The sequence below is a fragment of the Chryseobacterium sp. UF-290 genome (assembly GCF_058245615.1).
In genome coordinates this window covers 246,761-262,318 of sequence record NZ_JBSICB010000005.1, presented here as the reverse complement: position 1 = coordinate 262,318, position 15,558 = coordinate 246,761, and the positions used below count along the sequence as shown (strand labels likewise).

General features: G+C 39.2%; 10 protein-coding genes. 5 read left to right on the top strand and 5 right to left on the bottom strand.

What is annotated here, in order from left to right:
* Window positions 1-23 precede the first annotated feature (23 nt).
* From AC4IF5_RS08295 to AC4IF5_RS08275, 5 genes are all read right to left on the bottom strand, one after another.
* Window positions 24-977, bottom strand: a complete 954-nt coding sequence (locus AC4IF5_RS08295) for an ATP-grasp domain-containing protein (protein WP_490733452.1) — start codon at window positions 975-977, stop codon at window positions 24-26.
* Between the two features lie 263 nt (window positions 978-1,240).
* A complete protein-coding gene (locus AC4IF5_RS08290; protein ID WP_490733450.1) occupies window positions 1,241-1,954 on the bottom strand; it encodes an alpha/beta hydrolase-fold protein in 714 nt (237 codons plus the stop codon).
* Window positions 1,955-1,983: 29 nt separating this feature from the next.
* Window positions 1,984-3,198 (bottom strand): ATP-grasp domain-containing protein, encoded by a 1,215-nt coding sequence (locus tag AC4IF5_RS08285; protein WP_490733448.1) that lies wholly within the window; start codon window positions 3,196-3,198, stop codon window positions 1,984-1,986.
* A gap of 142 nt (window positions 3,199-3,340) precedes the next feature.
* Window positions 3,341-4,756: a M17 family metallopeptidase gene (locus AC4IF5_RS08280; RefSeq protein ID WP_490733447.1), complete on the bottom strand. Its 1,416-nt coding sequence runs from the start codon at window positions 4,754-4,756 to the stop codon at window positions 3,341-3,343.
* Window positions 4,757-4,760: 4 nt separating this feature from the next.
* A complete protein-coding gene (locus AC4IF5_RS08275; protein ID WP_490733583.1) occupies window positions 4,761-5,882 on the bottom strand; it encodes an alpha/beta hydrolase-fold protein in 1,122 nt (373 codons plus the stop codon).
* 201 nt (window positions 5,883-6,083) lie between these two features.
* On the opposite strand from AC4IF5_RS08275, the gene glgB reads away from it, so the two are divergent.
* From glgB to AC4IF5_RS08250, 5 genes are all read left to right on the top strand, one after another.
* Window positions 6,084-8,030 (top strand): 1,4-alpha-glucan branching protein GlgB, encoded by a 1,947-nt coding sequence (gene glgB / locus AC4IF5_RS08270; protein WP_490733445.1) that lies wholly within the window; start codon window positions 6,084-6,086, stop codon window positions 8,028-8,030.
* 291 nt (window positions 8,031-8,321) lie between these two features.
* Window positions 8,322-9,728, top strand: a complete 1,407-nt coding sequence (locus tag AC4IF5_RS08265) for a glycogen synthase (RefSeq protein WP_490733444.1) — start codon at window positions 8,322-8,324, stop codon at window positions 9,726-9,728.
* A gap of 306 nt (window positions 9,729-10,034) precedes the next feature.
* On the top strand, window positions 10,035-11,303 hold the full coding sequence (locus tag AC4IF5_RS08260) for a glucose-1-phosphate adenylyltransferase (RefSeq protein WP_490733442.1): 1,269 nt from the start codon (window positions 10,035-10,037) through the stop codon (window positions 11,301-11,303).
* A 245-nt stretch (window positions 11,304-11,548) separates the two neighbouring features.
* Window positions 11,549-12,589, top strand: a complete 1,041-nt coding sequence (locus tag AC4IF5_RS08255; RefSeq protein ID WP_490733440.1) for an SRPBCC domain-containing protein — start codon at window positions 11,549-11,551, stop codon at window positions 12,587-12,589.
* Window positions 12,590-12,714: 125 nt separating this feature from the next.
* Window positions 12,715-15,528: a 2-oxoglutarate dehydrogenase E1 component gene (locus AC4IF5_RS08250; protein WP_490733439.1), complete on the top strand. Its 2,814-nt coding sequence runs from the start codon at window positions 12,715-12,717 to the stop codon at window positions 15,526-15,528.
* The last annotated feature ends 30 nt before the right edge of the window (window positions 15,529-15,558 follow it).

Sequence of the window (15,558 nt, the reverse complement as noted above, 5' to 3'; positions counted from 1 at the left end):
TTTTTTATTTCTTTTTCAATGGTTTATTTTATTGAATCTTTCACAAAGGTTCCCCAGGTGATATTAGGTTTCCCCGGAACATATTCTTTAGCTTTTTCAATCGCTAATTTTGCAGCATGCTCTATGATCCATGCGAAGTTTTCTTCTCCTACAGAATTTCTGTCCGCATCCGGAGCAGGATTGCAGAAATCGATGGCGTAAGGAATACCGTCTCTTACTGCGAATTCCACGGTATTGAAATCATACCCCAGTGCCTCGTTCATTTTAATTGTATAATCATGAATGGTCTTCAGTAGCTTTTCGAGTTCTTCACCTTGAGTCTGATGCGTTGTGGCATATCTCAAATGATGTGGGTTTCTCGGCTCATAAGGCATAATGTGAACATATTTTCTTCCCAGGCAGTAAACCCTGTAATAATCGTCAAAAATAATCTCTTCCTGTACCATCATCACCAGCTGTTCTGTTTCACTCAGTTTGTTCCAGAGATCATCAGGATTCTCTACCCTGTATACATTTTTCCATCCACCGCCATCATGGGGTTTCATGTAGGCAGGAAAGCCAACATAATTAAAGATGTATTCCCAGTCATGCGGAAATTTGAGGTTCCTGAATGAGGTTTCCGAAGTGTTGTCAGGTCTTTCGTGTGACGGAAGCAAAACGGTCTTGGGAAGCGGAATGCCGAGCTTAGACATCAGGGCGTTGTTGAAAAACTTTTCATCAGCACTCCACCAGAACGGATTATTGATCACATAAGTGCCGTTAAGTGCTGCGTTTTTCAGGTAAGCTCTGTAAAAGGGAACGTCTTGCGAAATTCTGTCGATGATCACCGCGTATCCATAGTCTGCACCCTGTTCCAGCTTATCGATGGTCACCGGCTCAGCTATGATATCTCCGCTGCCCAGTTCATTTACTTTTTCTATAAATGCCCAGGGAAATGTATCTTCCATACCGAATAGAATTCCTACTTTTTTTGTCATAATTTTTGTTTTTAAAATGGGTGTATAGTTCTATTTTATCTTCAACAGAACCCCGGATTCCTCCGGAGTTTTTAAAAACTTAAGCGTTAAAACATTGATTTTCTTTTACAATTTAAAAATCTTTATTTTAAACACTTAAGCTATTTTATAAACTGCAAATAAGAGCACTTAAATTTTTTTGAAGACCTTTTATTCTAAGTGATCTAAAGCCTTTTAAAACTTTTGCGGTTAATTTTATATTTTTTTGATTTAAAAATTATAGGTTAAGAGAAATATGTTCCTATAAATGTAGGAAACACCATTCTCCATAAAGGCCAGTCATGTCCGATCCATTTTCTTTCATCATACCAGAAATCAATGCCTTTTATCCTTAAAATTTCAGCCATTTCAATATTTTTATCTTTGCATATATCCTGATCTGAAGTGCTCAGCACAATATGCATATGTTTGTATTTCCAGGCCTCATCGTTCCTTACAAACTCCCTTGGACAGTTGAAATACACCAGATTATCGGAATACCCATCCATGAAATTCCTTATGCTGAATGCACCGGAAAGACAGAACAGATGAGAAACTACATCCGGAAATCTAAACGCAAAATTGGCAGCATGGTACCCTCCGAAGCTCGCCCCGGCAACCGCTACACGATGTGTTTTATGAAGTTTCTGAATATAAGGAACAAATTCCTGGATCAGGAACTGCACATACCGTTCATAGTTCTTTATCCTTTGTTGAGGAGATATTTTTTCATCATAAAAGCTCCAGCTGTCAATGGTCTGAATATTATAAAGCTTTACTTTTCCCTGTTCTATGAACCAGTTGATGCTTCCATTGAGATGAAAATCGTGATTTTGGGTATATTGTCCCTGGGAAGTAGGAAACATGATGATAGGATGGCCGTAATGTCCTGTTACTTCTACTTTAAGGCTTATTCCCAGTATATTTGAATAATAATCCGTATGTTCTATATGAGGCATTGAAATTTTCTTTACTTTAATGATTGTGTTTAACTGCTTAGTTTACTGCTTTTGGGAGGCAGGATATTCAGCATTTCTGAGTGTATTTTTTCAGCAGCACTGTCTAATCTGTCCTGTACAATAGCTGCATCGCTGGATTTATAAACAATTCCGACATGGTAATCTATAGGAAGGAACTTTACCACCTCTTCAGACTCGAAATTGCTGTAATCCGGTTCTTTATCCTTGATCAGGGCAACAATAAGTCCTGAATAGTAGCTTGTAGGAGATGAAATATTGTAATCTTCTCCCCTTAGAAGCGCATCTTCAATTTTGGCCCATTCCCGCCAGATATTGATTCCGCTTGATGCTTCCACCAGGTCGGGAATGTGAGCCCCGCCAACTCTGGAGGAGGTTTCAAGAAAGTACCATTTTCCGTCTTCTTTTCCACGGATAAACTCTGTGTGTGTGGCTCCGTTAAGAAGTCCGAAGCTCGAAAGTACTTTGGCATTGATCTCTTCCAGGTCTTTAAACTCCTCCGAATCCCTTCCCAGCGTTTTAGACCTGAAAACACCTCCTTCATGAGAGACCTGCATTGGTGGAGCAAGGTATTTTGAAGCGGAAGTGAATACAATTTCTTTATTAAAGGTAAGGCTGTCTACATGATAAACATCACCGGGCTTAAAGCTTTCCAGTAAAAAAAGATGCCGTTCTTCGCCAAGGGTTTCCAACGCTTCGTGAAGCTGTTCCTTGGAGGTTATTTTTTTTATTCCTGATGCTGATGCTTCTGATCTGGGCTTCAGTACCCATGGAGGAGCAACTCTGTCTACAAAGTTGTTGACCTCATCATCGTTAAAAACAGCTGTGAATTCCGGAACGCTGATTCCCGAATCTTTTGCTTTTTGACGCATGGCCAGTTTATCTCTGAAATAACGGTGGGTGGTCTGTCCCATTCCCGGAATACGGAACGTTTCTCTGATCAATGCGGCTTTTTCCACATCATAATCATCAAGCGCTACTACAGCATCTACTTTCCTGCTCTTCATCAGATGTGAAAAACCCTGGATCAGATGTTCCAGATTCCATACGGATGGTTTTAGCTCAGGCATATAGAATGTCTCATCAATAGCATGCCAGGGCCAGTTTTTTTCTTTAAGGTTCTCAGAGGTTACCAAGATGATTTTATTACCGAGCGTCTTCATTTCGTCCATAAAATCGTAGCCCTTGTAATAGCACGAAATACACACAATAGTTTTCTTCTCCATATAATGTTTTTTAATTTTTAGTGAATTTTCAAAAATAAAAGCAATTATTTATTGTTTTATTAATGTTAAAAAAACAGAATATTGTGCGCTTTTGAAAATTCACTAATCAAGTATACAGAGATTTTTTGTAAAAAACTAATTTTTAGTGATAATTTTCGATTAAATCCACGAGTAATTGAACCCCAAAACCGGTTGCCGCTTTTTCCTTGGCATAACTTACATTTCCGAAGGCTACTCCAGCTATGTCCAGATGTGCCCATTTAGGGTGGTTTTCAATGAATTGTTCCAGGAATTTTGCTGCGATGATGCAGTCTCCTACAGGCTTCATCGAAATGTTTTTCAGATCCGCAACATCAGACTGTATATCATCTTTCCAGATGTCCCATAACGGAAGGTTCCAAAGCCTTTGGTTGGTCTGATCTCCGGTTTTGATCAGACTATTTTTCAATTCCTCATTATTGGAGAACATGGCCCCACAGGTATCTCCGAACATTCGTACTGAACTGCCCGTCAAAGTGGCCAGGTCGATAAGATAATCTGTTTTGTAGTTTTTGGAAAGATATGAAAGTCCGTCTGCCAGGATCAGCCTGCCTTCCGCATCAGTATCAAGGACTTCGATTGTTTTTCCATTGTATGCAGTGATGACATCGCTGGGAAGTAAGGCTTTCTCAGAGATCGCATTGTCGGTAATGGGCAGAACGGCTATAATATTGACCGGAAGCTTCATTTCGGCTGCATAGATTAAAGTTCCAAGAACAGCTGTAGCGCCGCCCATATCAGATTTCATATAATGCAGATTGGCTGAATTCTTTAATGATATACCACCTGTGTCAAACAATATGCATTTTCCGACCAGACCATACGTTTTCGCATTTTTTACGGAGGTTTTATATTCCAAAACAGTGAACGCCGCATCGTAGGCACTTCCCTGATTAACGGAAAGATAGGCTCCTAAGCCAAGCTCTTCACATTTTTTCCTGTTAAAAGCTGTGTATTTTAAATCATATTTTTTTGCCAGATTTTTAAGATATGTACTGAAAATGTCCGGTCTTTTAAGATTGGCAGGTTTATTCAGCCAATCCTGGCAGGTGATTTGACCGTTGCTTAATGCTTCAGCTCTCTGGGTAATGTGATCTAATTTTTTCTGGCTTAAATTTTCAAAATGAAGCTCAAATTTCGTATCCCAGAAAGGATGCTTTTTTTCAAAAGGATAGTTATATGTTCCAAGAAGTAATCCTTTTACAAATTCTTCAAGCTGTTTTTCATTCATAAAATCTGCCAGGGCCAATGTCGGTACTGCCTGCAGCTTTTCCTTTTGAGTCTGTGAGAACTTTACAGCTACCTGTTGGAACTCGAAATTTTGTAAGGTAGATTTTCCCAGTCCTATAAAATAAGTGATACCTTCTTCATGGGCATTCACGAAGACTTCATGCTTTTTACCTGTAAAAAAGGTGGAAATATTTGTATTGAAATTTTTACTTGTTTTTGTCCATTCCTCTTCGGTGAATAAATGGAAAACCTGAGTATAGTTCGTATTTTTTTTATTGATTAATTTCATAAATTTAGTTCTTAATGCTTTGTTGTTGCGGTTTTACTTCGACAGGATTTTCGGTGTTGTCATAGAACAGCCATTCTATGGCTCTCGGAAATTCCTGTGACCAGTAGAATTCATTATGGGTGCCTTCCGGGTTGATATTGGTTCTGAATTCAAAATCAAAAAGGTTTTTCTTTTCCCACCTTTTCAGGTACTCTTCGAAAACATGGATTCTCTTTACCATTTTAGAACCTTCCTGAACGCCGCCGTACAAGTAGATCTTTATTTTAAAAGGAACTCTGAAGCTCATCATCGGAAAATTATTGTTCGGCTCTACCCAAAGAGAAGGCGAAAAGATCAATAGCTTGGAGTATACCTCAGGATAAAGGAATCCGCTGTAGATGCTGATAAGGGCTCCTAATGAACTGCCTCCGATTCCCGTATTGTCACGGTCTTTTTTGGTGCGGTAATGCTCATCTACAAAAGGTTTCAGAGTGTCTGTAATGAAACGGATATACTTTTTTCCTTCGGAGCCGTTGGCGATATTGTCATTATCGAAGATATATTCTTTGATCCTGTCTTCGCTTCCATGTTCTATAGCAATGATAATAATGTCTCCACGTCCATATTCTGCCAGTATAGACAGTTTTTTATCAATTTCCCAGTTGCCGTAGCCACTTCCTTCATTGAAGAGATTCTGAGCGTCCTGAAGGTAGAGAACGGGATAATGCTTATCTGAAGCATGATAATCGTGGGGAAGAAGCGCCCAAACCTTACGGTATCGGTCAAGCTGAGGAATATAGAACTCTTCTGAAATTACTTCCGCTATGGGAAAGTATTCTTCCTTGAATGGTCCCCAGTTTAATCTCCATTTTTCTACAATGTCAGAAGTTTTTCCTGTGGATTTTTTTATTTTTCGGTTGGGGGTAATGTTTCCGTACTTATCCAGCTCGACGTTTTCCCAGCCTCCCTTTGTGAATTTATATTCGATTTCGTCTGCAAGGATCTGATCATCGATTTCTATAAAATAATTGCAGGGGTCCTGTTGTTTAAGTTGATAATTGTAGTCTTTAGGGTTCCAGTTGTTGAAATTTCCGGTGACAAATACCGGCCTGTCATCTTTTTCTTCTGTATAAAGTTCAAACCTCATCATATGTGTTTAATAAATATTATGTTGCTAAATTTATAAAAAAGATTGTTTTGAAATCATAAAAATGTGAATCAAAAAATGATATATTTGATAAGTAGACGAAAGAAGAAAACTGACTTGACAATTATTTGATGAATAATTAATGGCTGTTGTCAGTATTTTTCGTAGTTTCAGGAAAAATATAAATACAAACCGATCTTGATGAATTCTGTTAAAACCTATACGCTTTTCACTGATCATGATGTGTATCTTTTCAAAGAAGGTAGGCATTATAAGCTGTATGGGAAATTTGGAGCACATTCTGCGGAAAAAGATGGGGTAAAAGGCATTTATTTTTCAGTATGGGCTCCCAATGCAAAAAAAGTTTCCGTTATAGGAAATTTCAACAACTGGAACCATAAAGATCATATCCTGTTTCCAAGATGGGATGAATCCGGGATTTGGGAAGGATTTATTGAAGGACTGACCTGGGGCACCTTATATAAATATGCTATTGAAACTCCGAGAGGTGAGATTCTGGAAAAAAGTGATCCTTATGCTTTAAGCTGGGAACAGAATATCCAGGCGGCTTCATTGGTTTCCACGACCTGGTATGAATGGAATGATCAGGAATGGATGGACAGCCGCTGGGAAAAAAACAACCTTGAAGCTCCTATATCTGTTTACGAACTGCATCTGGGCTCATGGGTGAGGGAAGGAGATAATCCAGACCGTTTTTTAAATTACCGTGATATTGCAGAGAAGCTTGTTCCCTACGTAAAAGAAATGGGCTTTACCCATGTAGAATTTATGCCGGTGATGGAATATCCTTATGATCCGAGCTGGGGGTATCAGATCACAGGATTTTATGCGGCAACATCACGCTTTGGTTCGCCGCAGGATCTGATGTATCTGATTGACGAGCTTCACAAAAATGAAATAGGCGTGATCCTGGATTGGGTTCCGTCTCATTTTCCGGGGGACGCCAACGGGCTTCACCGTTTTGATGGCACCTATTTATACGAACATGAAGATCCCAGAAAAGGATTTCATCCAGACTGGAAATCCCATATTTTCAACTATGGAAGGAATGAAGTTAAATCCTTTCTGATTTCAAATGCCATGTTCTGGCTGGACCGTTACCATGCTGACGGATTGCGTGTAGATGCGGTCACCTCAATGCTTCATTTGGATTATTCAAGGAATGAAGGTGAATGGGAATCTAATATATATGGCGGAAATGTAAATCTTGAAGCCAAAGCTTTTCTGCAGGAGTTCAACACAGCTGTTTATAAAGAATTCGGAAACAGCATTATGACCATAGCAGAAGAAAGTTCAGACTTTCCGATGCTGACAAAACCTGTTCATGATGGAGGAGTGGGTTTTGGGATGAAGTGGATGATGGGATGGATGCATGATACGCTGGATTATTTTAAAGAAGATTTTGCCAACAGAAAGTTTCATCATCATAAACTTACATTTGCTTCCATGTACATGTATAATGAAAATTATATGATGCCTCTGTCTCACGATGAAGTCGTACACGGAAAAGCAAGCCTGATCTATAAAATGCAAGGTGACGAATGGCAGAAGTTTGCCAATCTGCGTACCTTATATGTATATATGTATACCCATCCCGGAGCAAAGCTGCTTTTTATGGGGGATGAATTCGGACAGACCAGTGAGTGGAACTTTACCCGGAGCCTGGATTGGCATTTGCTGAAATATCCGGTTCATAAAGGCTTGCAGGAGCTTGTGAAACAATTAAATCACCTGTATAGATCAGAACCTGCCTTTTATGAAAACCAGTTCAATAAAAACGGTTTTGAGTGGGTAGAAGCAGACGATCTGGAAAACTCTGTGTATGTATATCTCAGAAAAGGTAAAAAACGGGATGATACTCTGATGGTAATCCTGAATCTGGCGCCGGAAGTTTTAGATTATAAAATAGGGGTTGCCGCAGGAACGCATTGGGAAATTGTCTTTAATTCTGATGATCAGCAGTACAGCGGAAGCGGAGTGCAGCCTGAGATTCTGGAAGAAAAATATGAAGAATGGAGAGGACATCAGAAGTCAATAACGGTGAAGTTGTCACCTTTGGCGGGCATTATTTTGAGACAGAAAAAAGATAAAAAGTATAAATTACACAGAATAAAATTTAAACCATAGCATAAAATGATTCAATGTTTGATATTTTAGGGAAAAACTATGATGAAATTAAGGATTTTGTCATTGGGTCTCCCGTTTCTGAAGCAAAGTTTAATACAGAACTCTGTTTTTTGATCATAGAATTGAAAAATAGAATGCTTCATTTTTTAACGAAAAGGTTGATGAGCATGAATTTCTTTCAGATGAGAACCAGGCAAAGGAAATTATAAATGGCCTTATCAATGACTGAAAATTTGGATTTAAGTTTTATGAAGAAGATTTGAAATAATTGATTAACACTGACGAAAAATTATGACGATATATCATTTAAGCACAGAATGTTACCCTATAGCAAAAGTAGGTGGTCTGGCAGATGTGGTAGGGGCGCTGCCCAAATATCAGAACAAAATAAAAGGGGTAGAGGCCAGGGTGGTAATGCCATGGTACAATAAAGCTTTTGTTTATGACCATGAATTTGATGTGGTTTTTGATGGATTTATTCATCAGGGATCGAATATGCTGCAGGTTCAGGTTATAAAGGAGAGAACAGACGTTCTGGGTTTTGAGCTGTATATGGTGAAAATTCCGGGATTACTGGATAGGGATAACCCTTACGGTTACCAGGATGAAAGTTTCCAGTTTTTAGCCTTTCAGCACGGGCTTCTGCATTGGATGTGCGCTATGGAGATCAGACCCGATGTATTACATTGTCATGATTACCACACCGGATTGGTCCCTTTTATGGTGGAACACTGCCCGGAATTTGAATTTCTGAAGGGAGTAAAGACCATAGGAACGATTCATAACGGAGAATATCAGGGAATGATGAGCTGGAATATGGCCAATTATATGCCGTCCTTTGATGCTTATAAATGGGGACTGATGGATTGGAACGGACTTATGAATCCACTGGCCAGTATGATCAAATGCTCTCATGCCTTCACTACCGTTTCCGAAGGGTATCTTGAGGAACTTTTTATAAGTTTCCGGGGGCTGGAAAGTCTGGTACGTCAGGAATTCGGGAAAGCATACGGAATCATCAACGGGATTGATACGGAAGTGTGGAACCCTGAAACCGATCCTATGCTGGATTTTAATTTTAATATAAAAAATGCAGTTGCCCAAAAGAAGAAAAATAAGGAAAAGCTGTGTAAAGAATATGGCTTGAAACCCGAACTTCCTTTATTTGCCTTTATTGGAAGATTCGCTACGGAAAAAGGAGCGGACCTGCTTCCGGATGTGGTATGGAGAAGCATCAAGCAAAGTTATGGAGCCCTAAATATTATGATCCTGGGTTCAGGAAATACCTATATTGAGAATAAGCTGAAAGAATATGACTATACCTATACCAATTTTGCTTTGGATCTCGGATATAAAGAGCATCTTTCCCATAAGATCTATGCATCTGCGGATTTCCTTCTGATGCCGTCAAGAGTAGAACCATGCGGACTGAATCAGATGTATTCTATGAGATACGGAACTGTTCCGGTGGTGAGGTATACAGGCGGACTCAGAGATACGGTAGAAGATATTTCAACAGGAGGAGCGGGACTGAATTTCGCTTATCCCGGGGTAGATGATATTGTACATGCGATGAACAGGGCATTGGGAATATACAATCAAAAAGGAGTAATGGAAGATCTTATCCATGCGAATATGAATTTTGATTTTGCATGGGAGAAATCTGCGGAAAAATACATAGCTTTATATAATAGCTGAAAATGAAGAAAAGTTTCCTTTTTGCATGGCTGGCAACAGGGATAGTTTCCTGTGGAAAAGGAAGCGGTATTCCTTCTTTTAAAGAAGAAAAGATACAGCTTCGGGATGCTTAGAGCAAATTAAAAAATGTAATATAGAGGTTAATGGAGTGGATAAAGAGGTGAAGCAGCTCAATAATTCAGAAGTGTATGAAGTAAAAGTATATGGGTATGATGAAAATAATAGGAAAAATGACTGTTGCACACTGCATGTAGACACTAAGAACAGAAAAGTGAACTTAATAAAATAAAAAAACGCAAGATATTTATGAACCGAAATGTAATCTCTATTGTATTGGGAGGCGGCAGAGGAACAAGATTATTCCCGTTAACGTATTCAAGGTCAAAACCGGCTGTGCCTATCGCAGGAAAATACAGACTGGTGGATATTCCTATTTCAAACTGCCTGAATTCCGGATTGAATAAGATCCTGGTGCTGACACAGTTTAATTCTGCTTCCCTGAATTCTCATATCAAAAACTCCTATCATTTTGATATTTTCAGCAAAGGTTTTGTAGATATTCTGGCAGCTGAGCAGAATGTGGAAAATGAGAGCTGGTACCAGGGAACTGCAGATGCGGTACGCCAGTCGATGAAACACCTTGAGAAATATGATTACGACTATATCCTGATCCTGTCAGGAGATCAGCTGTATCAGATGGATTTCAGGGAGATGCTGAATTTTCATATTGAAAACGGAGGAGACCTTACCATTGCAACCATCCCGGTCAATGCGAAGGATGCGACCGGCTTTGGAATCCTGAAGTCTGACGATGACGGAAATATAACCTCTTTCTACGAAAAACCGGATTATGATATGCTGGAAGGCTTAAAATCTGAAGTTTCAGATGAAAACAAACGTAAAGGAAAAGAATTTCTTGCTTCTATGGGAATCTATATTTTCACAAAGAATATCCTTAAAAAGATGTTCGAAGAAGGAGCAGGTGATGATTTTGGAAAAGATATCATTCCAAGTTCGATCGGAAAGTATAAGACATTAAGCTATCAGTATGAAGGTTATTGGACAGATATCGGGACAATAGAATCTTTTTACGAGGCAAATCTTGATCTTTGCCTGGATCTTCCGCAGTTCAATCTGTTCTCTTCATCACCTATCTACACAAGAGCAAGGATGCTGCCACCATCGAAGATCAACGGTTCCTACGTAAGTAAGGCTGTTTTCGGAGACGGCTGCATCATCATGGCGGATAAAATTGAAAATTCCGTGATTGGAAACAGAACGAGGATCGATAAAGGAAGTACGATTGTCAATTCCTACGTGATGGGTGCGGATTTCTACCAGAATACCACAGAAATCGTAATAAATGACAGAGGCGGCCGTCCTAATATGGGAATCGGAAAATACTGTTATATAGAAAGGGCGATCCTGGATAAAAACTGTTATATCGGAGACAATGTAAAGATCATCGGAGGAAAACATATTCCGGATGGTGACTACGGAACCCATTCTGTACAGGATGGAATTGTGGTGGTGAAAAAAGGAGCAGTGCTGCCTCCTGGAACGCATATTGGATGAAGAGAAGGAAGAGGTAAGTTATTAAAGCCGGAAAGTGGTCAGGGGCCTTGTCTTGATTGAAGTTTGGTTTATCCTTGTCAGTCGGAACATTTTTTATCAGAGAGTTGATAGTAATGGTCTGTCTAATGGTAACTTCCAGCTTCCCTCATCCAGTTCCCAGCCCTTAATAGGTTAATTATTGTTAAACATACAACTAGAGTGATCAGCATATTGGTCACTTTTTTTATTTGTATTACTTTTGTGCGATGCGTATTTTTAAAATATTAACTGTAATTATTATTCTTTTGGGAGGAGCTTATGCTGCTTCCATGTATTATTTTGTAGATGAGAGCAAAAATTTTACGATTGAAAAAGAGATCGATTATCCGGTGGATAAGGTTTTTGCCCAGTTTAATAATCTTCAGAATTTTACAAGATGGAACAATTTTTTTACCAGTTCACAGTCTATAGATATCGATTATTATACGCCTTATGAAGGACAGGGGAGCTCAATCAGTTATGTAGATCCTAAAAACGATACTGATGGCGAAATGTTCATCAGATACGAGAATCCCAATAAGACCTTAAAATATCAGCTTTTCGAGGATAAAAATGAAAATCCGACGTTGGTTGATGTCAAATTTAAACCCCTTTCTGCAGAAAAAACAAAGATTACGTGGTACGTACATACCCCGAAGCTTCCTGTATGGAGAAGAGTTGAAAACTTCTGGACCGAAGACCGTTTTGCTGAAAATATCAACAAAAGTATGGTCAATCTTAAAAACTCCTTAGGAAATAAGGTCGAAAAAGACAATCAGATGGCAGCGATCAAATATGACAGTCTGATGGTGGAAAATGAAGAAAACAAACTGTTGCTGGGGATCAATGTAAGCACTTCGAATAAAAAGGACGCTCTTTACAAAAACATCGTGATGAATTACAACAAAGTGTATAATTTCGTGACGATGGACCTTGGGAAAAGAGATGATGAATTCGGATATCCGATGCTGATTACCGATGCTGATAATTACAAAGACAAAGAGGTTTCTTACTTCCTCGGAATTCCGCTTTCCAAGAAAATAGGAGTATCTGACAATAATTTCAACTTTAGGTCCGTAAATCCGTCTCAAAACTACGTGATGTACTACAAAGGAAGCTATGAAGGACGAATTAAGGCAATCCAGCAGCTGATTCAGAAAGCGAAAAAAGACGAGATGCGCTTCGGAGACATCCGTCAGACCTTTATTGAGCGTCCGATGGAAGGACAACCTGTGAACGTGAAGCTCTCATTATCAGTATATAAGTGATTTTTATTCAATAATTTTTTTCTTAATTTTTTTTAACGGTTTGAGACTGCTCTAACTCGGTTTTTTTTATTAAATTTGAAGATTAATTCTACAAATAAATTTTAATAAATAGATAAACTGTAATAATGGACAGATTTTCATTCCTAAACGCAGCTCATTCTCAGTTAATTGAGGATTTATACCAACAGTACTTAAAATTCCCGGATTCCCTAGAACCATCATGGAAAGCTTTCTTTCAAGGCTTCGATTTTGCTTTAGAGAACTATGGAGATGACGATAACATCCAATTTATTCAGGCTTCGGCCAGCGCTGCTCCGGCAGTACAGCAGATCTCTCAGGCAGTATCAAACGGAGAGGTTCCTGAGCACATCAAAAAAGAATTCAAAGTAGTAAACCTTATCGAGGCTTACAGAACGAGAGGACATCTGTTCACAAAAACAAACCCGGTTAGAGAAAGAAGACACTATACACCTACTCTGGATATCGAAAATTTCGGTCTTTCCAAAGAAGATTTGAATACAAAATTCAACTGTGCCGTTGAAACAGGAATGAAAGAGCCTGCTACCTTAGCAGATCTGATCAAGCATCTTGAAAACATCTACTGTGATTCTATCGGAGTGGAATATACGTACATCAACAATGTTGAAGAAAAAGACTTCATCAAAAGATGGCTTCAGGTAAACGAAAACCACCCAAGCCTTTCTGCGAATGAAAAAACAGAGATCTTATTAAAATTAAACCAGGCGGTAGCTTTTGAAAACTATCTTCATACCAAATTTGTAGGACAAAAAAGATTCTCATTAGAAGGAGGAGAAACATTAATCCCGGCTTTGGATCAGCTGATCTCAAGATCTTCTCAGCTAGGAGTAGATGAAGTGGTGCTGGGAATGGCACACAGAGGAAGGCTGAACGTATTATCCAATATTTTTGGAAAATCTTACAAGCAGATCTTCTCAGAATTTGAAGGAAAAGAATTTGAAGAAGATGTATTCTCCGGTGACGTTAAATATCACCTGGGATCATCTAAAAAAATAAAAACAGCTTCGGGAGAGGAAGTTGCGATCAACCTGACGCCCAACCCGTCTCACCTTGAAACCGTGGCTGCTCTTGTAGAAGGGATCTGTCGTGCAAAAGTAGATGACAAGTACAAAGATTATTCTAAAATCTTACCGATCATTATCCATGGAGACGGAGCCATTGCCGGACAAGGTATTGCTTATGAAGTGGCACAGATGATGACATTGGAAGGATACAGAACAGGAGGTACCGTTCATATTGTGGTAAACAACCAGGTATCTTTCACCACGAATTTCCTTGACGCAAGATCTTCAACCTACTGTACAGACATTGCAAAAGTTACAGAATCTCCTGTAATGCACGTAAATGCCGATGATGCTGAAGCTGTGGTTCATGCTATGCATTTTGCTGCTGATTTCAGAGCGAAATTCGGAAAAGATGTGTACATCGACCTTTTAGGATACAGAAAATACGGTCATAACGAAGGGGATGAACCAAGATTTACTCAGCCTAACCTGTATAAGTTGATTTCGAAGCACCCGAACCCAAGAGAAATCTATAAAGATAAACTGATCAACGACAGCGTTATTTCTAACGATATCATCAAAAAGATGGAAGTCGACTTCAAAGCGCTTCTTGATAAAGACTTTGATGCTTCCAAAGAGATCGAGAAAAACGTAATGGATGTGTTCATGGCTGAAGACTGGGTAAATTATCCGATCGGAAAGAGAGGAGCAGTTCAATTACCCGTTGATACAAAATATGACTTGGCTAAGCTGAAAGAGCTGGCCATTAAAATGTCAACACTTCCTGCTGATAAAAAGTTCATTAATAAAATTACCAGACTTTTCGAAAACCGTATCAAAGCTATTGAAGGAAACTCATTAGACTGGGCGTTAGGAGAGTGGCTGGCATATGCTACGCTTCTTGTAGAAGGTCACAATGTAAGAATCTCAGGGGAAGATGTGGAAAGAGGTACTTTCTCCCACAGACATGCCGTAGTAAAAACAGAAGATACAGAAGAAGAATATATTCCGTTAAGACACGTATCTGAAAGCAGATTTGATGTATACAACTCTCACCTTTCAGAATATGGAGTTCTAGGTTTCGATTACGGATATGCAATGGCTTCTCCCAATACATTGACGATCTGGGAAGCTCAGTTCGGAGACTTTGTGAACGGTGCTCAGATCATTGTTGACCAGTACCTGGCAGCTGCAGAAGAAAAATGGAAGATTCAGGACGGATTGGTAATGTTATTGCCTCACGGTTCAGAAGGTCAGGGTGCAGAGCACTCCTCAGCAAGACTGGAGAGATTCCTTACCCTTTGTGCTAATGAAAACATGGTGGTAGCGAATATTACTTCACCGGCTAACTACTTCCACTTGTTGAGAAGACAATTGAAGTGGGCATTCAGAAAACCACTGATCGTGATGAGCCCTAAATCTTTATTGAGACACCCTAAAGTGGTTTCTCCGCTGGAAGATTTTGCAAACGGAGCATTCCAACCAGTGTTAGATGATCCTACTGCAGATCCTAAAAAAGTAGAAAAATTAGTTCTTTGTTCAGGTAAACTGTATTTCGAATTATTAACGAAGAAAGAAGAACTGAACTGTGAAAATATCGCATTGGTAAGATTCGAGCAGTTATATCCGCTTCAGACAGACGCTATCGAAGCGATCTTCAGTAAATATGAAAACAGAAAAGAGCTTGTATGGGCTCAGGAAGAACCGGAAAACATGGGAGCTTGGTCTTATATCCTGAGAAATTTCAGAGATACGGGAATCCAGGTAGTCGCTCCGGTACCGAGTGGTGCTCCGGCTCCGGGTAGCCACAAAATGTTTGAGAAAAACCAAAATGCAGTGATCAACAGAGTTTTCGACAGAGATGATGCCCCTGCAAAAAGACCCGTTACAGCTTAATTTAAAATAATAATCAATTAAAAAATAAAA